Here is a 22,137-nt window from a genome sequence, read left to right as displayed (position 1 = left end):
GGAATGAACAAGCATGAGCTTTGAAGTGATGCCTGCCATCGACCTGCGTGGCGGCCAGGTGGTTCGCCTCAAGCAGGGCGACTACGCGCAGGAAACCCGCTACGCCAGCGATCCGCGCGAGGTGGCAGCACGCTATGCAACGGCGGGTGCACGCTGGTTACATGTAGTTGATCTCGACGGCGCACGTGCTGGCGATCTTTCCAACCTCGCCGTGATCGAGACCCTGGCGAAAGCCGGCATGCAAGTCCAGGCTGGCGGCGGTGTGCGTACGGAAGATGATGTGCGCCGACTGTTCTCGGCGGGCGTGACGCGCGTGGTGGTTGGTAGTGTGGCGATTCGCGAGCCGGAATGGGTCGCTGATTGGCTGGGCAATCACGGCGCCGAGCGTTTCACCATTGCACTCGACACGCGTCGGCGCGACGAGCGTTGGACCTTGCCCAGCGCTGGCTGGATGGAGGAAGAGGCCCGTACATTGGACGAACTGGCTCCCTGGTATGCCGAGCGCGGAGCGCGTCACTTGCTGTGCACGGATATCGAGCGCGACGGCATGCTGGCCGGCTTCAATCTGGATTTGTACCGACATCTTGCACAAGTGGTGCCGCAACTGGCCGTGCAGGCTTCCGGTGGCGTGCGTTCGCTGGACGATATCCGCGCCGCGGCGGTGGCTGGCGCACGCGGTGTCATTCTTGGTCGCGCCTTGCTGGAAGGACGTTTTACGCTGCAGGATGCGCTGGCATGTTGAGTCGCCGCATCATTCCCTGCTTGGACGTGCGCGAAGGCAAAGTGGTGAAGGGCGTGCGCTTTCGTAACCATGTGGTAATGGGCGAGATCATGGACCTGGCTCTGCGTTATCGTGACGAAGGTGCCGATGAGCTGGTGTTCTACGACATCACCGCCAGTCCGGAAGGACGCAGCGTGGACCGCACCTGGGTCGAGCGTGTCGCGCGGGTGATCGATATTCCGTTCTGCGTCGCGGGTGGTATTCGCTCGGTTGATGAAGCACGTGAGGTGCTTCACGCTGGTGCCGACAAAATTTCGGTGAACTCGCCGGCGTTGGAGTGTCCGGAGCTGATCGATGAACTGGCGGCAGCATTTGGTGTGCAATGCGTGGTGGTCGGCATCGATTCGATGCGTGATGCCGATGGCGAGTGGCGCGTGCGCCAGTACACCGGCGAACCATCGAAAACACGTTCGTTGTCCCGGCGTACCATCGACTGGATGATCGAGGTGCAAAAGCGTGGTGCGGGTGAAATCGTGCTCAATGGCATGGATAGCGATGGCGTGCGCAAAGGCTATGATCTGGATCAGCTCACGATGGCGCGCGCTGTATGCAGCGTGCCGCTGATTGCTTCAGGTGGTGCCGGCGCCATGGAGCATTTTCGCGACGCCTTCGCACAGGCTGATGTAGATGGTGCACTGGCCGCTAGCGTCTTTCACAGTGGCGCCATCGCGGTGCCTGATCTGAAGCATTACCTCCGGCAGCAAGGTGTGGTGGTGCGCTTGCAGGAGATTTCCCATCATGAATAGTGCAGCAACACAAGTGAGTCGGACCGACCTCAGTCGATTGGGCTGGTCCAAGCCGGACGATCTGTTGCCAGCGATCGTGCAGCACTGGCTGACGGGCGAAGTGCTGATGCTCGGCTACATGAATGCCGAGGCGCTGACGCAGACCCAGGCAACCGGCAAGGTAACGTTCTACAGCCGCAGCAAACAGCGCTTGTGGATGAAGGGTGAAAGCTCCGGGCATGTGCTGGTGGTGAAAGCGATCCGTGTGGATTGTGATGCGGACACCTTGCTCGTGCTAGTCGATCCGCAAGGGCCTACCTGTCACCTGGGCACCCGCAGTTGCTTCGGCGATACGGTGCAGCCGCCACTGGGTTTTCTTGCCGAGCTCGATACGCTGGTTGAAAAGCGCAAAACGCTGTTGCCCGAAGGCAGCTACACCACACGCTTGTTCGAAGAAGGGACTCGTCGGATTGCGCAGAAGGTAGGCGAAGAAGGCATGGAGACAGCGCTCGCCGCCGTGGCGCAGGGAGAAGAGGAGTTACTTGGCGAAGCGGCGGATTTGATTTTTCATCTCACTGTGTTGTTGCGGGCGCGTGGTTATGGACTGACGGATGTGACGCGAGTGTTGGTAGAGCGCCACAGGTAGCACTTTCCGCGTCTGACAGGCGGTCAGTCCGGTCGGTGTGCCGAACTGCAAGGTATTGGAAATCTCGGTGGTGGCGCGGAGCCGGGCGGCGATTTCAGTGAATGGTGCGCCGTAATATTTCAGAGGTTGTTGATCTGCATGGCCAGCGACACCACATCCAGGTTGGAAGTGAGATTGTCGATATAGATGATGTTGGGAAAGGTCTGTGCGCTGCATGCGGGCAAGAGCTGCGCAGCCAGTTGGGCGTTGGCTTTATTGGCCAGTTTAAGGATGCTATCGGCACCTATTTCGCAGAAGATCGCTTGGCCACCATCCTGGGTGAGTGTCCATGACAACACGAAATACGATGCTTCCGGGTTGGAACGTTGCGTGACCATTTTCGATAGCTGATCGCTGATCATGCTGTCGAGGTTATTGATTTCGGAATACTGGTTATAGACAGGGAAGTTCTGCGGCAGATAAAAGCCCTGCCCGGCAAAACGGCCCAGAGTGAAGCCGCTGGCGGAAGCATCGACCACCACCACGACCGCTGGTGAGTTGTTGCCAATATAGGTGTTGAGGGTCAGCGCTGTCAGGTCGGCGCCGATGGGCGCACCCGTATAAAGGTGATTCAGGCCCTGCTGCAGCATTTGCAGCAGGCTGTCCCACTGCGCCTGCGTGAGGGGCGCGTAGGAGCTGTTGCCAAGATCAGTATCGAGATCGTGTGACAGGTTAAGCACAACTAGCTCGTTGTTGCTAGCCGTAAACGCGTTGATGTCATCGATGATGGACTGGATCGACTGCCCGTTGCCGCCTTGCCAGGAATTGATTTGCGCGATATAGGAGTAATGGCCCGTGACGTACTTGCCAGCACTGATCACCGGGCGGATATCGAAGTAACGCGAACCATTTTGCAACTGGCTGAGTATGGCGTTGGTTTGGGTGATCGTGTTGCAGGGGTGGGCAAAAGCGGTGCCCGAATTGAAGGCGCTCATGCCGGCATCATGCGTGCCGGGTATGCATATTTCCCGCAACGTACGCGAGCCGAGTAGAGCAAGATTGTTCTGCATCCATGCAACGCTCGATGCAGTGTTGGGCGGCGTGCCAGCAAGGACTCGCGATGCGCTTGCCGGCAAGCCGATCGTGGCGGCCACACCCAAGGCCTTGACAGTGTTACTCAGGAAATCACGACGCGACATTTGCAAACGCATAGGTACTTCTTCTAGTTGTAGTTGAATGAGTCGAATAGGTCAGTGTTTCGCCGGCATGCAGTAACAGATTTGTGGCGATACTCATACCGATGGATCGGCTGATTCGAGCCGACTGGCGTAGGTTGGCCAGAGTGATGGTTAAGCGATGAGTCTTCAGGTGGAACTTATGTGCGCCACGTTGCCGCTGCCTTGAAACCGGTAGGCACAATTGAATAGCGATAGACGTTCGGAGAACATCAGGCGTTCACCTTATTTTTATTTTGTCGCCATGCCGTATATTTTAGCTAGTTAACAATATTTCGTATGATATCGATTAGTCGTCAATTAATTTAAGGATTATTTAGTGGATAATAACAGACCCATAGCATCTCTAGGCGTCTATGGTGGCTACTCTTCTACAATTCATCCTGTTGAAAATAGAAGCGTCAAAACGAAGGTGAATTCACCCATTAAAGTCGCCATTAACAATCTTGCTAAAGATTGTTCCGAATTGACCCACCTTATGATCCCGGTATCTTCCACAAGGGAGGTAATTGACATTAATAAATTTTTTTTTGATTTTGATCAATTTGTGGAATGCTCAAATGGAGATATAAAAACAAAAAAAATGACTAGTGAAGAAGCGATGGTCATATTGGATCGACATATTGTTCACAATGAATTAATAAAGCGTAATCGCGAGGCTGCTCCTTTCGCTATTGATTGGTCTTGGTTGGCTGAGCTCATTATGCTTTCATTGAAATCAAACGCCGGAAACTGTTCCGAGAAGGCCCTGGTGGCTACTGTCATGTTTCGATTGGCTTTTGAGAAATATCTCATGAATAAGGGCTTCCAAAAACATGAAATTGATGATGCAAACATACGTATAAATATATTATACAATAATGAAATAGGTGGTGATCACGTAGTTGGTTCTGTAAAGATGACAATAGCTGGTGTGGACGAGGAGCTTCTGATTGACCCGCTAATGGACGGTTCGGTAGTGGAAAAATCAGATATTAGCCAATTCTATTCGGATAATGAGAGTGTGTACTGTTCAGGGGCGACATCGGTATTTAAAGAGATTACCGTATATGCGGATGCCCTCAATGATCCTGAGTTTTTAGGATTAATTAAACAGAAGTTGGAGAGGATGCACCACGTAGACTTCGATCATTTCGATCCGGAGGCCATCGCCCATGGCCTTCATCGTTAGCTCTTCCTGATTCGTTCCGAAGTTCAGCCCACTGCATCGAGCGGCGTGTGTAAGCGGTAAGCCAGCGCTGCTATGTATCACCTGATTCCGTGACCTCCTAACGCATAGTTCGCATGGCGTCTGGGTTTGCGAGTGATCTTTGACTCACCCGGCGGGTGAGTGGACGTCTTCGATACGCCGCACCCATGGCAGCCCGCGATCGATTACGCTGACGCACCCGCCATCGACACGATCGCTTTCATGCATTCCACGCCCTTCGTTGTTCGTCAATCCACCCGCGACCTGACCGCGATGTCTGGCTTGGCCTTCGTGGGTATTGCGTTGCATCGTGCCGCTCGATCTGGATGTGTTCTGCCTGGACAACTCCGACAGTAAGAAGGAGGGTGTGGGCGTGGGTATCGCCACGCGACGGCAAGCGCATCACCACCTGGGAAACCCGGGGGCGCACGCTCACCTTGGCCGATGGCCGTGAAGTGCGTCTGCGGCGCATTCTGCGCCTGACCGAGCGCACGATCAAAGCCGACGGCACCGTGCCATTGTTTCCCGAAGTGGTGATTGACGGTTGGGAAACGACTCTTACCGAACCGATCGACACAGTGATCACGCTGTACCAGGATCATGGCACCCATGAGCAGTTCCACAGCGAGTTCAAGAGCGATCTGGACCTGGAGCGGCTGCCGAGCGGCAAATTCAACACCCACACCTTGGTGTTGGGCCTGGCGGCGGTGGCCTACAACATCCTGCGCCTGATCGGCCAGCAAGCGCTGCTTGGCAAGGAGGCGCTACTGCGTCATCCGGCCAAGCGGCGGCGTTTGAAGACCGTGATGCAGGAGATGTTGCGTGTGGCAGCACAACTGACCCTGCACGCGCGATGTATGGCGCTCAACTTTTTCTGGCATCGGATTGCCGAGTGCGGCATCATCATCGCGCTGTTCGCCTCCTTGGACGGCCAAGCGGAATCGTGCCGAGGAGGGGTCACGGAATCAGGCGCCAGATAAGCGTAGATATCGATTAATCGTCAATTAATTTAAGGATTATTTAATGGATAATAGCAGACCCATAGCATCTCTAGGCGCCTATGGTGGCTACTCTTCTAAAATTCATCCTGTTGAAAACAGTAACGTCAAAACGGAGGTGAATTCACCCATTAAAGTCGCCGTTAACAATCTTGCTAAAGGGTGCTCCGAATTGATTCATCTTATGATCCCAGTATCTTCCACAAGAGAGTTTATTGATATTAATAAAATTTTTGCGTATGGTTGTTTTGATAAGCGTCATGTATATGAAGAAGTGAGAAAAAAAACTGATGAAGAAACGAGGGTCATAGTGGATCGACTTGATGTTCATGGTGAGTTAATAGGGCGTAATCGCAAGGCTGCTCCTGTCAAATCAAGTGAATGGAGAAAGATAATAAGAAGCGACCATATTGATCGGACTGAGTATGAAGTTGCAAGAAATAAATTTATTAAAAATTTAGCTGAACTCATTATGCTTTCATTGAAATCAAACGCCGGAAACTGTTTCGAGAAGGCCTTGATGGCTACTGTCATGTTTCGATTGGCTTTTGAGAAACATCTTATGAATAATGGCTTCACGAAACATGAAATTGATGATGCAAACATACGTATAACTATATTAGATAATCATGGAGCGGGTGGTGATCACGTAGTTGGTTCTATAAAGATGACAATAGCTGGTGTGGACGAGGAACTTCTGATTGACCCGCTAATGGACGGTTCGGTAGTGGAAAAATCAGATATTAGCCAATTCTATTCGGATAATGAGAGTGTGTACTGTTCAGGGGCGACATCGGTATTTAAAGAGATTACCGTATATGCGGATGCCCTCAATGATCCTGAGTTTTTAGGATTAATTAAACAGAAGTTGGAGAGGATGCACCACGTAGACTTCGATCATTTCGATCCGGAGGCCATCGCCCATGGCCTTCATCGTAAGCCTTTTGCGGAATCTCGCGGTAAGCGGTAAGCCATCGGCGTCCTTTTCCCTGCTTGGCCATGGCCGCCTCCGCCGTGCTGAATGTGGGGACAGTGTGGTGGTGGAAGGGGGCTGCTTCTATAACGCCGTTGAGTTAGCGCTTACATCACTGATGCCTTGGAATCATGGGTGCATACACGGCTTTCACTGCTTAGGGTGTATACGTAGGTTTTCGATATTTCAGGAAATAAACTTAAGGCAACTTCTCGTGTTGCGTTTTCAACTACCTCAGCGAAGGAGTCATGATATGGACAAGCGTGAAGTATTGAAGAGCATTGAGAGGGGTGACTCCCTGACGGTTTGGACGACCGATGGGGCGGTAGTACAGGGTAGGTTTATCAATTTCGACTCTGACGATTTGTTTTTGGACGCAGGCGGTGGCGGGTTGCAGTTGTATTCGCTTGATGAAATTGATGACATTAAGGAAGGCTGGGGTCATGTGGAATACGAGTCCGTGTTACCCGAAACGATGGATGATCAACTCAAGCGCATTGCCATAGGTAAGTACCTTATGATCTGGGGGAAATTCGGAGGCTCCAACAATGAAACGGCTGAGCAAGGCCAGTTGAAAAGCATCGATTGGACGAGTCGAACCGTCGTACTTCGCAACACCATTTACAATGCGGATACGACTGTATCTATTGATAAAATCATTCGGATCGACGAAAGCTTGAATGGTCCTTCTCATGGACGGCAGGTGCAGGAGGCGGACTGGCGCCTGGGGCCGGATGGTGACTGGCTTAGACAGTAGAAGTGCGTGAAGCGATCGCTCTTGTGCTTAGGTGCTTTGCCGCAGCGAACTTCAAGCAAAAACGCCAGGCGCGGAAGAGATATTTCTTGAGCAGATGGAAAAGGTGGTGCCGTGGAAGGATCTGGAAACGCTTATCAAATTATCAAGTAAATCCATTCATTAAAGGAGTGATGCGATGGCGTTCAATACACGCGGTTTTGACGTTGGCGGCATACGCGGATCATGGGAGTCGCCATGACGCGCATCATCTCGAAAAGGGAGCTGTTCGCCTCGGCTCCGTCCGCGATTGCCGATTTTACGGTTGCCGATTATCTGCTGACCCGGCTCAAGCAGCTTGACGTTACCGATATCTTCCAGATTCCTGGCGATTATGTGAAGGAATTTACCCAGGCCCTGGAGCATTTTGATGGCATCAACACGATTGGCGCGATCAACGAATTGGATGCCGCTTACGCCGCCGATGCTTACGCGCGCTGTCGAGGACTCGCGGCGGTATCGCTGCAATTTGGCGTGAGCACCTTCAGTGCGCTCAATGCCATTGCCGGCGCCTGGGTCGAGCGCAGTCCGATAGTAATGATCAGCGCCACGCCGGGCGCGGATATGCGCGACATCACTGACATGTATGACGTGCTGTTCCACCACTCCACCGGCGATCTGGATGCGGACCGGAAGGTTTACGAGAACGTCACCGTTAAAGCTATCACGCTCCGCAGCAATGTCGATGCCCCAGGGCAGATCGACGAGTTACTGGTCGATGCGCTTACCGACCGGCGCCCCGTGTATATCGCCTGTTACAAGGAAGTATGGGGGCAGCCATGTCCACGCCCGTCGGCGGCGCCGCTTAAACCGCGCATCGTTCGCAGTCCGGAAGCAACGTTGCGTAACGCGGTGGATCAGGCCTGGACGCAGATTTCGGTAGCCAAAAATCCGCTGATACTCGCTGGTGTGGAAGTCTTGCGCTTCGGCCTGTCTGAATTGCTGCAGGCGATCATTGACGCCAGCGGGTTTCTCTACACCACCACTTCGCTCGGCAAAACCGTGCTGGACGAGCAGGGTGACAAGTTCATTGGCACCTATTCCGACGCGGCATCGATCGAATCGGTGCGCAACATCGTGGAGGCGTCCGACTGCGTATTGGCCCTTGGCACTATCATCACCGATGACTATCTGGCGCTCATTGAAACCAAATACGCAGACATGGTGTTGGCCGATACTGCCGGGGTCCGTGCGGGCTATTTCAAATATGGCGATGTGACCTTGCAGGATTTCATGCAAGCCCTGCTGGTCAAATTCAAGGCGAGCAAGGGCTATCCGATCAAGGCTACAGCACCACTCCCACCGAAATATCCACAACCGTGGGCGAGCAATTCCGATCCGATCTACGATACCCAGCCACAGGTGATCACCTACAACCGATTTTTCGAGCACACCATGAAATTTCTGCAGGATGCGAACCTGCTGAAAGACATCGTGATGACGTATGGCGTCAGTTCGGCAATGTATGCTGCCACGAACTGTTATGGGTTGTCGCAGGGAAGTTTCATCGCTTCGGCGGCATGGCAATGCATCGGTTTCGAAACCGGCGCCGCCTCTGGTGCGCAGTTGGGCAGCCGCAAACGCGCGTGGACGGTAGCCGGCGACGGCGGCTTCATGATGGTCTGTCAATCGTTGTCCACACTGGCGCGCAATCAGCTAAACGCCGTCATTTTTGTAATGAGCAATCAGGTATACGCCATTGAACAGGTATACGTGGACATGGCTGCCTTCGAGCCTGGTTCGAAGCATCCATTCGATACCTTCGACATCCTGCCCAAATGGGATTACGTGGCGTTGGCGAAGGCTTTCGGCGCGGAAGGCATTCGGGTGGAGACGGTAGATCAGCTCAAATCCGAGTTGCCCCGCATTGCGGGAATCAAAAACAAACCCGTTCTGGTTGAAATTGTTATCCCCGAAAAGGATCTGCCAGGCCAGATGCGTCGCCTCGGCAGCGAATAAAGCGTGCATTCCCATTATCGAAGGATCTGACCATGGCACAGAAAATCTATTCGATTTTTGGCGCCGGCGCGGCCGGTCTGTACACCGCGTGGCGCTTGCTGGAAGGCCAATGCAAAAAAGCCAAATTCGCTTCGAAACAACTGAAGAAGGGTGACGTGCTGGAGCTGTACGATTGGGGGCGCTACGACTTCTCCAAACGTCATCCAGGCACCCGCGCGGCCGGTGCTCGTGTCTGCACCTGGCACTACAATAACGACAAGACCGATTCGTATGTCGAGCTGGGCGGTATGCGCTACTCCTACTGGGATAGCGCTCCGAGCAAGGCTTTTCCGGAACCGAACAATGGCCTCGCGCCAGGCCATCGCGTGGTCAGCACGGTGATCTCCAAGCTGGGGCTGGAAAAATATTCGGTGCCGTTCAACGTCACCAATAATCAGTTGTTCTACCTGCGTTCGCGGAATTTTTATTTGGATGCCATTGGCTCCAACACACCCGCGCCTTACACAGTGAACAATTTCGGCGCCAGCACGACGCCCGATCAGGGTTTTACTACGGTGCAAGACCTGGCTACGACCAAGCCGTGGGCGGATTTCACCCGTCGCGATTGGTGTCGCTTCTATCAGAATGGAAGGATCACCGCGCAGTTGCCGGCATCGAGCATCTTCCAGCAGGGCGACTATCTGAAGGATATCGGTTATTGGAATCTGCTCTACGATCAATTGGGCGCAGAAGGCTACGATTACGCCGCCGATGGCAACGGCTATAGTTCCAATGTCATCAACACGCATGCCGGCGTGTCGTTCAACATCAATAACGAGTTCACACCGGGAAGCCAGTATCGCACGCTATCGATAGGCTACTCGGGGATGTTCAATGCCTTATTCGATGAGGTCGTGAAGCTTGCCAAGGCCAAGGGCATCGAGTTCCGTTATCACCCTGATACACGTCTTCATTCGATCCTGGCGAAATTGGGCAAGGCAGTGTTTACCTACGCACATCGCGACAGCCCCAATATCGCCACCGGCTCGGGCGTGGCCGATGCGGCGTGGATGGCGATGCCCCGTGCGGCGATCGATCTGGTGGCACAAGCCACGCGTTTCCGCTTGCCGACACATGGCGAAGTGGATGTGCTCAACCACGAGAAGGTGAACCTTTATTTGGAATCGACAATCATGCAGCCGTCGTACAAGGTAGGCATGTTCTTCGATCAGCCATGGTGGGCGCCCGACATCGACAATCCGGCTCCTTATCCCGCACAGATCGTCGGCTACACGATCACGCCTGACACCATTGCCCAGCTCCGCGCGCAGAAATTTCCGGCCACTACACTAAAGGCGATGCTGACGTTGGTCGACGTGCCTTACACATCGGCGACGGATATGGTGGGGGCGATCGAGAGCATGACCGAGCAGGCATTGACGATTGCCCAGACCAAGCAGTTGGCCGCGCTCTCACGCAACAACACCATTGGACCGAGCGTGAGCAACTCGCCCATTCGCATGGTGGTGTATTTCGGCAACAACGCGACCGAGCCGAAGAAACAACCCATCTACGGCATCCTTGCCAGTTATGACGACGAGGACAACACCGAGTTCTGGCGGGAATTGGAACTGGGCCCCAAGCGTCAGCGCGAGATACCGAGTTCGGCCGATACGCAGCCCCTGGAGGGGCCACGCAAGGTACCGGCGCGCATGGTAAAGATGCTGCGCAAAATGCTGGCGGAACTCCATTTCGGCCCCAATACGGACTTCAGCGCCGTGCCCGAACCGTTGCAGGCCGCTTACATGGATTGGTCACTGCCCCCGTTCAATGCCGGCTATCACGAATGGGCGCCGCATTTCGATATCGGCGATGTGCAACGCAAGATCCGCAAACCCTCGCAACTGATCGAAAGGGCGGATGCCGATATCTTCATCGTCGGCGAGGCGTATTCGAACGACCAAGCGTGGGTGGAAGGTGCTTACTGCACCTCGGAATCGGTGCTCAACGATTTCTTCGGCATTGAGCCGATCATCGACGATCGGGAGTATCCATTTATCTGCCCGGAAAGTTCGACCGATGCCACCAGTGAAGCAGTGGAAAAGTTGCTTCGTAAGGCTGGGCCGAAGAAGAATAAAGAGGAGCCTTATTCAGCGTTGCCTTAACCGCAATGGCACTAACTCAGAATGAGGTAAGCCCCCGGCTTTGCCGGGGGACTCACCAAGGTTTGACCTATACGGCGGTCGTAGTGAACCTGAAATCTCGACCAAGAGACGAGGTTCACGATGAAAGAGTATCAAAGCTTGAGTCATGCCCGTTGGGACTGTAAGTACCGCGTGGTGTTCATTCCCAAGCGGAGAAAGAAGCAGGTGTTTGGAGAGTTACGCAAGCACTTGGACGAGGTCTTCCACGAGTTGGCTTCGCACAAGGAATCGCAGATTGTGGAAGGCCACCTGATGAGCGACCACATTCACATGTGCATCAGCATTCCGCCGAAGTATGCAGTGTCGAACGTGGTGGGTTACCTCAAGGGTAAGAGTGCCATCACCATTGCGCGCAAGTTCGGAGGACGGAATCGAAACTTCACTGGGGAGTCGTTTTGGGCACGAGGCTATTTCGTCTCGACGGTGGGCTTGGACGAAGCGATGGTGAGGGCATACATCCGAAACCAAGAGCAAGAGGATGAACGTTACGACGAGATGAAGCTGGGCGTGTAGCCCGCCGCCTTCAGGCGGCTCACGCTGTTATCGCCCCTTTGAGGGGCTCACCCAATAAAGCCCCCGGCTTTGCCGGGGGATACTTACTTAAGCGCCCTTTAAGTTCCTGGGAAAGTCCTGTCTCGCCGTTATTCCCGTTTTCGCGCACGACTATCCAGGAAAGGTCGAATGTCTGAAGCGGGCAAGTCTTGCGAAGCGATCCGCGTAGGTTGGGGTGCAAAACCCAACATGATGTGTGTGGGGCATTGTTGGGGTTTGCATCCCAACAACCTACGTGCTTTTACGCAACGTCGGCGGTCAATCTGGCACAAACACGTTTGCGCATGAGTAAAGATGCTGTAATGTGTTTGACTTACATGCACTTGGCCGTTACATCTTCCCAGTTCAATCCCTGGGGTATGTCTGTGAACAAGTATTCCGAAGCCGGCGTTCAGGCCACGCCGGACTTTCCGCAACTGTTCGGTCATCCGCGTCCGTTGTGGATGCTGTTCATGACGGAGTTCTGGGAACGTTTCGCGTATTACAGCCTGAGTTGGTCACTGACCTTGTACGCGGTGGCGCAGTTTTACCATGGCGATCCCGCTGGACAGGGCTGGGCCAGCAGCATCTTCGGTGCTTACGTTGCGCTGGCGTTTGCTTTCGGCGTCTTCGGCGGTTATGTGGCTGACAAGCTGATCGGCTGCCAGCGCTCGATCCTGCTCGGCGCCGTGGTGATGGCGGCGGGCTTGTTCGTGCTGATGATTCCAAGCCGTGAAGCCTTGTTGTTCGGTCTGGCGATGGTGATCGTGGGCGATTCGTTGTTCAAGCCGAACATTTCCTCGATGGTGGGACAACTGTATGCGCGCGATGACGAGCGTCGCGATCGCGGCTTCACGTTGTTCTACATGGGCATCAACTGCGGCGCGTTAGTGGCACCGCTGCTGACCGGCTGGCTGGCCAGTTATTTCACCGATACACCGCTGCAGCAGAACTTCCACATCGTCTTTGCGGCGGCAGGCATCGGCATGGTGCTCAGCTTGCTGTGGTTCTGGTTCGGGCGGCGTGGCTTGCACGGGGTAGGGCGTCCGACGCCCGACAGCGAGAGCCGCATGCGCATGCTGCAGGTGGTCGCGGGTGTGGTGGTTGCCGTGCCGGTGACCTATCTGCTGCTCGCCAAGCTCGGCGCCGTCGGCTTGCAATGGGTGATGGGCGTGCTGTTCGTTGGCATGGTGATGGTGCTGATCGGCGAAGCCGTACGGCACGATCGCGTGCAGCTCGATCGCGTGATTGCGATGCTGATCATTTTTGCCTTCAACGTACTGTTCTGGATCTTCTATTACCTGTTCGGCACCACCTTCAACTTCCTGGCCGAGAACATGGTGAATCGGCAGATGTTCGGTGGCTGGGTATTCCCAGTGGGCTGGTTCCAGTCGATGGAGCCGCTCGGGGTGGTGGTCTTTGCGCCGGTGACGGCGCTGGTCTGGGGGTGGCTGGCGAAGCGCCACAAGGAGCCTTCCATCCCACGCAAGTTTGGCCTGGGCCTGGTGTTCAACGGCATCGGCTTTGTGAGCTTGATTTATGCGCTGTCGTATCTGCTCGACCCGCGTGGCTTGATTCCGTTCTGGCCATTGGCGACGTGCTATCTGTTCCAGTCGGTGGGCGAACTGTGCCTGTCACCGATCGGCCTGTCGATGGTGACCAAGCTGGCGCCGCCGCGTCTGGTTGGCCTGGGTCTTGGCGGCTGGTTCCTGTCCATGGCGCTCGGTGGCAATTTGTCCGGCATGCTGGCTTCGCATATCAGTGGCGCCACGGGCATGACCGCTGCTTCCGCGCTCAACGGCTTCACCTTCTGCTTCTATGTCCTGGCTGGCTCAGGCGTATTGCTGCTGTTGATTTCACCGTTGGTGAATCGCTTGATGCATGGTGTGAAGTAAAAACCAGCACGTGGGCGACGGCATCGCGTTGTCCACGCTTATCTCGGATCACTTCTTTGAGACTGGCTGGAGCTTGTCCAGAATCCGGGTCAGCCAGTGCTGCTCTTCCTGGTCCAGTTTCTCCAGCACCTCGCGCTCGCGGGCGCGGGCCATCGGCGCCACATCGTCGTGGATCAGCCAGCCAGCCTCGGTAAGGCTCAGCACGGAGCGGCGTTTGTCGCCGTCGTGCGTATCGCGGTGCACGCGTCTGGCCTCCACCAGCCGGGCTAGGGCGCGGCTGACCGCCACCTTGTCCATGGCCGTGCGTTCTGCAACTTCCCGGGCGGATAGCCCGTGGAAACGTGCTAATACGGCCATCACACGCCACTCGGTCACGCTGAGGTCGTACTTTCGTTGGTAGTCGTCCGCAATCGCCTGGCTTACCGTGTTGGAAAGGATCGACAGCCGATAGGGCAGGAAATGTTCCAGCTCTAGGGGGGCATGCTCGGCTCCAGCAGGAGTCGGCTTACGCGGATTTGACATTGCGGCAGTGTTCCTTGCAATTAGTTTCACATGTAACTATAACGATGGCCTTATCCCGATGGTGGCACGCTGCCGTGGTCGCCGTCGCGCATCGGACTCACGTCAGGAGAGCGTCATGAACGCCCAGCCCAATCTCGGCATGCACGTCACCACCTTCGAAAACCCCATGGGCATCGATGGTTTTGAATTCGTCGAATTTGCCGCACCCGCCGGTCGCAGTGGCGAACTGCACAAGCTTTTCCAAAGCATGGGTTTCACCGCCGTGCTCAAGCACAAGCAGCGTCCTATCACGGTCTACCGTCAGGGTGGTGTGAACTTCCTGGTCAATGAAGACCTCCACTCCTTCGCCGCCGACTTTGCTGCCAAGCATGGCCCCAGCGCCTGTGGTTTTGCGATCCGCTTCAAGAAGCCGGCGGATGAGGTGTTGAAGACCGTGCTGGCCCAGGGCGGCGAGGCATCCACTGACAAGGCCCAGACCAAGGCCGTGAATGCGCCGGTAGTCAAAGGCATCGGCGACTGCATGCTTTATCTGGTGGATCGCTACGGCGACGCGGGCAGTATCTACGACGGCGACTTCGCACCGATAGCAGGCGTCGATCAGCACCCAACCGGCTTCGGTCTGACCTTCATCGACCACCTCACGCACAACCTCTACTTCGGCAATATGCAGAAGTGGTCCGATTACTACGAGCGCTTGTTCAATTTCCGAGAGATACGCTATTTCGATATCAAGGGCGTCAAGACCGGCCTGGTATCCAAGGCGATGACTGCGCCGGATGGCATCGTGCGCATTCCGCTGAATGAATCGAACGATCCGAAGAGCCAGATCAACGAATACCTCGACGCGTATCACGGCGAAGGCATCCAGCACATCGCCTGCTTTACCGACAATATCTACGAGACGGTCGAAGCGATGCGCGCAAGCGGCGTGCAATTCCTGGATACGCCCGATACCTATTTCGACGTGATCGATCAGCGCATCCCCAACCACGGCGAGGATGTGCCGCGCCTGGCCAAGAACAAGATCCTGATGGACGCCGATCCGGAAACCAAACAACGCAAGCTGCTGCAAATCTTCACCCAGAACAATATCGGCCCGATCTTCTTCGAGATCATCCAGCGCAAGGGCAACGAAGGTTTCGGCGAAGGCAACTTCCAGGCGCTGTTTGAGTCGATCGAGCGCGATCAAATGAAGCGTGGCGTGCTTTAAAGCCTGAAAGCCCCTCTCCCTTCGGGAGAGGGGTTGGGATGAGGGTCCGATAGTGCCAGAACGCATCAAACCACCGTTACCGACAAGAACGCGAGACAACGCGCGGCAATTGCGAAAATCGGCAACCGAAGCGGAGCAGAAAATCTGGTACTACCTTCGCGGCGGTCGCTTGAATGGCTACAAGTTTAGGCGGCAGCACTCCATCCCACCTTACGTTGTCGATTTTTACTGTGACGCGAAACATCTGGTGATTGAGTTGGATGGCTCGCAACACAACCTCGAAGTGGACAGAGGTCGAACGTTGTACCTGCAATCGCAAGGCATGAAAATCTTGCGGTTTTGGGACAACGAAGTGCTACAACAAACCGAAGCAGTGCTTGAAGCAATCTTGTAAGCCCTCGAAACTTGAGTTCTTCTCCCTCGGAGGTTGGTTTGGGTGAAGGTGCGATCAGTGCGCGATGACAAATGCTGCTGCAAGCAGTGGTTGGCGCGCTTCGCCCGGACCCTCACCCCCAGCCCCTCTCCCAGAGGGAGAGGGGCGCTCGGATACGGCATAGAGTGACAACATGATGCAATCGAACGGTTACCAATCGGGCTTCTCGAATGAATTCGCCAGCGAAGCGATTCCCGGTGTGCTGCCTACGGGGCAGAACTCACCGCAGCGCGTTGCGCATGGTCTGTATGCCGAACAGCTATCCGGCACTGCCTTCACCGCGCCACGGCATACCAACCGCCGCAGTTGGTTGTATCGCATCCGGCCTGCCGCCATGCATCGGCCGTTCGAAGCACTGGTGCATGGCAGTTTTCATAATCGCTTCGACGAAGCGCCTGCCACGCCGAATCAGTTGCGCTGGGACCCGTGGCCGATGCCGGCCAAGCCCACCGATTTCGTCGATGGCCTGGTCACGCTAGCCGGCAACGGTAGTGCGGCAGAGCAGTCGGGTTGCGGCATTCATCTCTACGCGGCCAACCGCTCGATGGAAGGTCGTTTTTTCTACGACGCGGATGGCGAACTGCTGATCGTGCCGCAGTCCGGACGCCTGCGTCTTGCCACCGAACTGGGCGTGCTGGACATAAAGCCACTGGAAATTGCCGTGATGCCACGCGGCATCCGTTTCCGGGTGGAGTTGCTGGACAAGGAAGCGCGCGGTTACGTCGCCGAGAATTTCGGCGGCATGCTACGTCTGCCGGACCTGGGGCCGATCGGCGCCAACTCGATGGCGCTGCCACGTGATTTCCTTACCCCGCATGCGGCGTACGAAGACGTCGAAGGCGATTTCGAGCTGATCGCCAAGTTCCAAGGCAACCTGTGGTCAGCGCGCATGGATCACTCGCCCCTGGACGTGGTGGCTTGGCACGGCAACTACGCGCCCTACAAATACGACCTGACGCACTTCAATACGGTTGGTTCGATTAGCGTCGATCATCCCGATCCCTCGATTTTCACCGTGCTGACCTCACCCAGCGATACGCATGGTACGGCGAACGTGGATTTCGTGATCTTCCCGCCGCGCTGGTTGGTGGCCGAGCACACCTTCCGTCCGCCGTATTTCCATCGCAATATCGCCAGCGAATTCATGGGGCTGATCGAAGGTGTGTACGACGCCAAGGCCGGTGGTTTCGCGCCGGGCGGTGCCAGTCTGCACAATTGCATGAGTGGCCACGGTCCGGATGCGGCGAGCTTCGAGAAAGCGAGTGCTGCCGATGTGAGCAAGCCCGATCACCTCACTGGCACCATGGCTTTCATGTTCGAAACGCGCAAAGTGATCCGCCCGACCAAACAGGCGCTGGAAGCGCCGCAATTGCAGCGCGATTACTATCAGTGCTGGCAAGGCATTGCCAAGCATTTCGATCCGGCGAGCGCGTGATCCATCGCGCGCTTGGCCGTTACCTGACAACGATGTGAAAGGCTGCCCGACGATGCAGCCGACGGAGTGAATGCATGAAACTGGGCAGTCTGAAAGAAGGCGGTCGCGACGGTACGCTGATCGTGGTGAGTCGCGATTTGCAGCGTGCGGTGAAAGCCACCGGCATCGCACCGACCTTGCAGGCGGCACTCGACGATTGGTCGAATGCGGCGCCACGCCTGAACGCCTTGTCCGATGAACTCAACGCCGGCAAGGCAACAGGTGCGTTCGCACTGGATGCAGCAGCGCTGGCTTCGCCCCTGCCGCGTGCCTACGAATTCGTGGACGGCAGCGCGTACCTGCCGCACGTGGAACGTGTGCGTCGTGCACGTGGTGCCGAGGTGCCCGAATCGTTCTATGTCGATCCACTGATGTATCAGGCCACCAGCGCTGGTTTTCTCGGGCCGCGCGATCCGGTGGTGGTGCCGAGCGAAGATTACGGCATCGACCTCGAAGCCGAAGTGGTGGTGATCACCGATGACGTGCCGATGGCGGTGACGCCGGAGCAAGCTGCAGCGCATATCCAACTGGTGGGTCTGGTCAACGACGTCAGTCTGCGCTGCTTGATTCCTGCGGAACTGGCCAAGGGTTTCGGTTTCTTGCAATCCAAGCCACGTTCGGCTTTGTCACCGGTGTTCGTTACGCCCGATGAACTAGGCGATGCCTGGCACGACGACAAGCTGCATCTGCCCATGCGCACCTGGCTCAACGGCAAGTGGTTCGGTGAAGCGGAATGCGGCGTCGATATGCAGTTCAATTTTGCGCAACTGGTTGCGCATGCGGCCAAGACCCGTCCGCTGACTGCGGGGACCATCGTCGGCTCGGGCACCATCGCCAATGAAGACACCAGCAAGGGTGCTTCTTGCCTGGCCGAGCAACGCACGGTGGAAACGCTGCGTGACGGCAAGGCAATAACGCCTTTCCTGAAGTTCGGTGACACACTGCGGATCGAGGTCATCGACCGTCATGGCGTGTCCATCTTCGGTGCGATCGAGCAAGTGGTTACACCCTTGAAGTGAAAAAACTTCACGGGACTTCGGTGACAACAGATGACGCACCGAAATATCGGCGCTATCTTTCTGTAGTCACTCTCTCACCGACCAAGGAGTCCCACATGTCTCAAGTTACGCTCAAAGGCAATCCGGTCAACGTTGCCGGCCAGTTGCCGGCCGTCGGCCAGCAGGCACCAGGTTTCAGCCTGGTTGCCAAGGATCTTTCCGACGCCACGCTCGCCAGTTTCAACGGCAAGCGCAAGGTGCTTAACATCTTCCCCAGTGTGGACACGCCGACGTGTGCCACGTCGGTGCGCAAGTTCAATGAAAAAGCTTCGCAATTGGGCGATACCGTTGTGTTGTGTATCTCCGCCGACCTGCCGTTTGCACAGGCGCGTTTCTGCGGTGCCGAAGGCCTGAGTAACGTGGTCACGCTGTCGACCATGCGCGGTCAGGATTTTCTCAAGCACTACGGCGTGGCCATCGCTTCCGGTCCGCTGACCGGTTTGGCCGCGCGTGCCGTGGTGGTGCTGGACGAACACGACAAGGTGCTGCACACCGAATTGGTGGGCGAGATTGCTGAAGAACCTAATTACGACGCGGCACTGAAAGCACTTCACTAATGATTATGATGTCGTTCTGAAGATGCTCAACTAATTGGGTAGGCCAGTTCCCGGCTTTGCCGGGGACTGGCTTTTTGTCGCAGATGCTCAAGGTGGGTTCGGGCAACCCGTTGGAAGACCGCCGGGGAGCGTAACAACGGCCGTATCACCTACTAGCCGCAAGGTGTAACGGCTTCTGGTATAGACCACTGGCGCGGTACACGCGCGGCCTAGCACGGCATCGGCTGCTGCATTGTTCGTGTCATCCTCGCGGGCTTCATGGAGTCCCGTGACGTAGTGCTTCATGAAGTAGCGTGACATGAAGTCACGTCCCTGCAAATAAGTGGGCACCACCGTATTGAGCAAAGGAAAGCGGCTCGCTGCGTGGGCTGTTAATGGTGAGAGTCCGGCCGAACCATCCAGCAGGAACTGCTGGATGCCGTCGTTGGCTTTCAACTCAGCCAGGTCATTCGACAATTGCGATGCGATGCGATCTTCGTAGTGCTTCTGGGCGGATTGGGCGTTGCTATAGGCACCGGCAAATACCAGCATGCCCGCGACCCAGATGCTTGCCACTGTGTTGGTGAGATAAACAGCCCAGCGACGCGTTGTTGCATGACTGGCAAGGTATAGGGCGATCAAGCCGGCACTGATCAGTGCGCCAACGCTGGGGAATACGCGGGCGGCGACGATGGGCGATACCAGCAAAAGCATCGGTCCAGCGAGGGAGACGAGGGCTGCAGCAGGTGCGAGCAGGGCAAGGATGATCAGTGCAGACTTGACCCACAGCGGATGCGCATGTTGTGTGGATGGCGTAAACGTGTAGTGCAAGGTGATCACCAACGGTGTGACTGCCATGAGCAACATCAAGGGCAGAAACATCAGTGTCCAGCGATATGGCATCGCACTGAGCAGATAAGTGCCCATGGTTTTGGTGTTGTGCACGACCACGTTGATGTCGCGGATGCTATGGATGGTTCGGCTATGTTCTTGCACCCAGTCCTTGATGGATGGGGCGACTTTCCAGGTATAGACAGCCGCGGCAAGCAGTGTCTGGGTGACATAGCGGCATGTCAGCCAGAAGATCTGTCTTGGTTCGGACCGCTCGGTTTGTGCTGCGAGCAGATCCAGCAGAGCGAAAATGAGAAATACATTGAAAGCCGGCTGATAGCTGCACAAGCTTCCCAGCAAGGAAAGTGCGCCCAAATAGAAGCCGGATCGCTTTTGCCGTAACGTCGTGATCGGGATCAGCGCCAACAAGATCGCCAAAGCCATGCCTGGTGCATCGAAGCGAAACGACAGGTTTTCAAGGAAAAAGGGCTGGGCGCCCAGTGGCAGCGTGAGCAAGGCAGCGAGCAAGGGTGATGAAAGCTTGTAACGCCGGGCGATCAGTACGCCAGACAAAGCCAGCAATGCAATGGCCAGGATCTGCGTCAACGGAGCTATGTCGACGAGCGAAGGCAGGTTCAATTCCAGTGCCCGCATCAACAGTGTGGTCAGTGGACGGCCATTGGCGTTCCAGCCGTAAGCACCATTGAGCGCACGAACGAGGTCATCGTTGTACGGGCGATCGGCGCGCAGCAGGGGGTAAAGCACGAACAGCAAGTACCCCAGGAACAAGATGGCAAAAACCTGTCTGCCAGTGACTTGGTTTCGCGGCGATGCTTCCATGGGCCTGTTCCGTTGACGATATGATCGCTGACATATATCAGGTCCGCGAACGCACATCATCATGACGTGAGAGAACGCGGATATTACCGGATCAGACGCCTGACACGACTTCATTCGGCTCCGACGCACCGGAGCAAGGCCATTTCAGGATGTCATGGGGCGTGTTGACCTTATGCTAGATTGCTTTGTTTGGTGCTGGCATCCTATTGGCCAGTGATCGTATCAACGACGACTATATGGTTAAGGGTGTGCCAATGCAGGGTTGCGCAGGGACGTCGATTATCAATCCGGCCGTGATGGCCAACCTGGCCGATTACCGTCAGGAGTTCGCGTCGGCGCCGCCTTTTCCGCATGTCGTCATCGACGATTTTCTGACCCTGAATTTTGCGCAGGCGCTGCTGGGCAGCTTTCCCGCGTTCGAGCGAGGCAACGCGATAGCTGATAGTGGGGAGCTTGGCGGCAAATCCACCCTGGACAAGGTGCGTAGCCTTGGACCTGCCTATCAGCGGCTGGATGACGCAATCAAGAGCCCGGAGTTCCTCAAGGCGATTGGCGATATCACCGGTATCGACGACTTGATCTATGACCCTTGGTATCTCGGTGGTGGAACGCACGAGAATCGCAACGGCATGGCGCTGGATGCACACGTCGACTTCAACTATCACCCGAGTGAGCGCTGGCATCGCCGGCTCAACCTTATTGTGTACCTCAATCCGGTCTGGGAAGAGGGCTGGGGTGGTTGTCTGGAATTGTTCCGCGATCCGCATGTTGACAGCCGGCCTTCGCGCTCGATCGACCCGCTCTTCAATCGCTGCGTGATTTTTGAAACGTCGGAAGTCTCCTGGCATGCCTTCGATCCCATTTGCCTTCCGCCCGGACGCGAAGAGCTGACGCGGCGCTCGGTAGCCTTGTATTTCTACACCAAGGACCGGCCTACGGAGCAAACGGCGCCCAGGCATACCACTTATTACGTCAATCGTCAGTTGCCCGAGCACTTCGCGGAGGGGCGAGTGCTGTCGCGCAGGGATCTCGCGGAAATCAAGCATCTGCTGGAACAGCGCGATGGCCATATCCGCATGCTCTATACGGAAAACACGGCGTTGCGCGAGGCGCAGGATCGTGGGCTGACCGGGCATCTGTTGTACCTGGCCAAGCGTGCTTACGTACGCTACCGGCGTTAAGGCAGCGCTGCCTTAAGGTTCAGGTAAACACAAAGCTTCAGTGTGTGATGGGAGGCGGATTTGATTCGCTAGGAGCCTGTCGGACTTGAATGGTCGAGACGATATGACGCGAGTGCAGCCAAGAAAAAAGCCAGGCTTGGCCCGGCTTTTTTCGGTGCGGACACA

21 protein-coding genes are annotated in these 22,137 nt (G+C 55.9%); 17 read left to right on the top strand and 4 right to left on the bottom strand.

What is annotated here, in order from left to right:
* Positions 1-13 precede the first annotated feature (13 nt).
* The 3 genes from hisA to hisIE are packed head-to-tail and all read left to right on the top strand — an operon-like array spanning position 14 to position 2,152.
* Positions 14-742, top strand: coding sequence for a 1-(5-phosphoribosyl)-5-[(5-phosphoribosylamino)methylideneamino]imidazole-4-carboxamide isomerase (gene hisA / locus EO087_RS06535; RefSeq protein ID WP_128898167.1), 729 nt, complete (start codon positions 14-16; stop codon positions 740-742).
* Positions 736-1,527 (top strand): imidazole glycerol phosphate synthase subunit HisF, encoded by a 792-nt coding sequence (gene hisF, locus EO087_RS06530; protein WP_128898166.1) that lies wholly within the window; start codon positions 736-738, stop codon positions 1,525-1,527. Before hisA ends, hisF begins: the two co-directional genes overlap by 7 nt.
* Positions 1,520-2,152, top strand: a complete 633-nt coding sequence (gene hisIE, locus EO087_RS06525) for a bifunctional phosphoribosyl-AMP cyclohydrolase/phosphoribosyl-ATP diphosphatase HisIE (protein WP_128898165.1) — start codon at positions 1,520-1,522, stop codon at positions 2,150-2,152. The genes hisF and hisIE overlap by 8 nt, the downstream gene beginning before the upstream one ends.
* A gap of 119 nt (positions 2,153-2,271) precedes the next feature.
* Here the strand turns inward: hisIE and EO087_RS06520 are convergent, their stop codons facing one another.
* Positions 2,272-3,342, bottom strand: a complete 1,071-nt coding sequence (locus tag EO087_RS06520; protein ID WP_128898164.1) for a hypothetical protein — start codon at positions 3,340-3,342, stop codon at positions 2,272-2,274.
* A 343-nt stretch (positions 3,343-3,685) separates the two neighbouring features.
* Here EO087_RS06520 and EO087_RS06515 point away from each other — a divergent pair, with 343 nt between their 5' ends.
* Positions 3,686-4,537 carry a hypothetical protein gene (locus EO087_RS06515; RefSeq protein ID WP_128898163.1) on the top strand — a complete coding sequence of 284 codons (852 nt, stop codon included), beginning with the start codon at positions 3,686-3,688 and terminating at the stop codon, positions 4,535-4,537.
* A gap of 144 nt (positions 4,538-4,681) precedes the next feature.
* On the opposite strand, the gene EO087_RS06510 is transcribed toward EO087_RS06515, so the two are convergent.
* On the bottom strand, positions 4,682-4,864 hold the full coding sequence (locus tag EO087_RS06510) for a hypothetical protein (protein WP_128898162.1): 183 nt from the start codon (positions 4,862-4,864) through the stop codon (positions 4,682-4,684).
* 56 nt (positions 4,865-4,920) lie between these two features.
* Between EO087_RS06510 and EO087_RS06505 the strand changes: the two genes are divergently transcribed.
* The 7 genes from EO087_RS06505 (at position 4,921) to EO087_RS06475 (ending at position 13,887) form a co-directional block, all read left to right on the top strand.
* The gene (locus tag EO087_RS06505) at positions 4,921-5,535 is read left to right on the top strand and encodes a transposase (RefSeq protein WP_164931787.1); all 615 of its coding nucleotides are present in this window, start codon (positions 4,921-4,923) and stop codon (positions 5,533-5,535) included.
* 43 nt (positions 5,536-5,578) lie between these two features.
* Positions 5,579-6,523, top strand: coding sequence for a hypothetical protein (locus EO087_RS06500; RefSeq protein ID WP_128898160.1), 945 nt, complete (start codon positions 5,579-5,581; stop codon positions 6,521-6,523).
* Between the two features lie 256 nt (positions 6,524-6,779).
* Positions 6,780-7,283 (top strand): hypothetical protein, encoded by a 504-nt coding sequence (locus tag EO087_RS06495; RefSeq protein WP_128898159.1) that lies wholly within the window; start codon positions 6,780-6,782, stop codon positions 7,281-7,283.
* Between the two features lie 234 nt (positions 7,284-7,517).
* Positions 7,518-9,278 (top strand): thiamine pyrophosphate-dependent enzyme, encoded by a 1,761-nt coding sequence (locus tag EO087_RS06490; protein ID WP_128898158.1) that lies wholly within the window; start codon positions 7,518-7,520, stop codon positions 9,276-9,278.
* 32 nt (positions 9,279-9,310) lie between these two features.
* Positions 9,311-11,422 carry a hypothetical protein gene (locus tag EO087_RS06485; protein WP_205744450.1) on the top strand — a complete coding sequence of 704 codons (2,112 nt, stop codon included), beginning with the start codon at positions 9,311-9,313 and terminating at the stop codon, positions 11,420-11,422.
* A gap of 120 nt (positions 11,423-11,542) precedes the next feature.
* Entirely contained in the window at positions 11,543-11,974 is a 432-nt protein-coding gene (gene tnpA / locus EO087_RS06480; protein ID WP_128898157.1) for an IS200/IS605 family transposase, read from the top strand.
* 404 nt (positions 11,975-12,378) lie between these two features.
* Complete coding sequence (locus EO087_RS06475) at positions 12,379-13,887, top strand: oligopeptide:H+ symporter (RefSeq protein WP_128898156.1); 1,509 nt, start codon at positions 12,379-12,381, stop codon at positions 13,885-13,887.
* Between the two features lie 48 nt (positions 13,888-13,935).
* Here the strand turns inward: EO087_RS06475 and EO087_RS06470 are convergent, their stop codons facing one another.
* Complete coding sequence (locus EO087_RS06470) at positions 13,936-14,409, bottom strand: MarR family transcriptional regulator (RefSeq protein ID WP_128898155.1); 474 nt, start codon at positions 14,407-14,409, stop codon at positions 13,936-13,938.
* Between the two features lie 115 nt (positions 14,410-14,524).
* Here EO087_RS06470 and hppD point away from each other — a divergent pair, with 115 nt between their 5' ends.
* The 5 genes from hppD (at position 14,525) to tpx (ending at position 19,141) form a co-directional block, all read left to right on the top strand.
* Positions 14,525-15,619: a 4-hydroxyphenylpyruvate dioxygenase gene (gene hppD, locus EO087_RS06465; protein ID WP_128898154.1), complete on the top strand. Its 1,095-nt coding sequence runs from the start codon at positions 14,525-14,527 to the stop codon at positions 15,617-15,619.
* A 52-nt stretch (positions 15,620-15,671) separates the two neighbouring features.
* Positions 15,672-16,013, top strand: coding sequence for a DUF559 domain-containing protein (locus tag EO087_RS06460; protein ID WP_128898153.1), 342 nt, complete (start codon positions 15,672-15,674; stop codon positions 16,011-16,013).
* A gap of 175 nt (positions 16,014-16,188) precedes the next feature.
* Complete coding sequence (gene hmgA / locus EO087_RS06455; protein WP_128899837.1) at positions 16,189-17,487, top strand: homogentisate 1,2-dioxygenase; 1,299 nt, start codon at positions 16,189-16,191, stop codon at positions 17,485-17,487.
* Positions 17,488-17,561: 74 nt separating this feature from the next.
* Positions 17,562-18,545: a fumarylacetoacetate hydrolase family protein gene (locus tag EO087_RS06450; RefSeq protein ID WP_128898152.1), complete on the top strand. Its 984-nt coding sequence runs from the start codon at positions 17,562-17,564 to the stop codon at positions 18,543-18,545.
* Positions 18,546-18,640: 95 nt separating this feature from the next.
* On the top strand, positions 18,641-19,141 hold the full coding sequence (gene tpx, locus EO087_RS06445) for a thiol peroxidase (RefSeq protein WP_128898151.1): 501 nt from the start codon (positions 18,641-18,643) through the stop codon (positions 19,139-19,141).
* An 87-nt stretch (positions 19,142-19,228) separates the two neighbouring features.
* Here the strand turns inward: tpx and EO087_RS06440 are convergent, their stop codons facing one another.
* On the bottom strand, positions 19,229-20,791 hold the full coding sequence (locus EO087_RS06440) for a glucosyltransferase domain-containing protein (RefSeq protein WP_164931786.1): 1,563 nt from the start codon (positions 20,789-20,791) through the stop codon (positions 19,229-19,231).
* A 236-nt stretch (positions 20,792-21,027) separates the two neighbouring features.
* Between EO087_RS06440 and EO087_RS06435 the strand changes: the two genes are divergently transcribed.
* Positions 21,028-21,972, top strand: coding sequence for a 2OG-Fe(II) oxygenase (locus tag EO087_RS06435; protein ID WP_240669151.1), 945 nt, complete (start codon positions 21,028-21,030; stop codon positions 21,970-21,972).
* Positions 21,973-22,137 lie beyond the last annotated feature (165 nt).

The sequence above is a fragment of the Dyella sp. M7H15-1 genome, from assembly GCF_004114615.1.
In the GTDB taxonomy this organism is placed as follows: Bacteria; Pseudomonadota; Gammaproteobacteria; order Xanthomonadales; family Rhodanobacteraceae; genus Dyella_B.
This window is presented reverse-complemented; position numbering and strand designations above follow the sequence as displayed.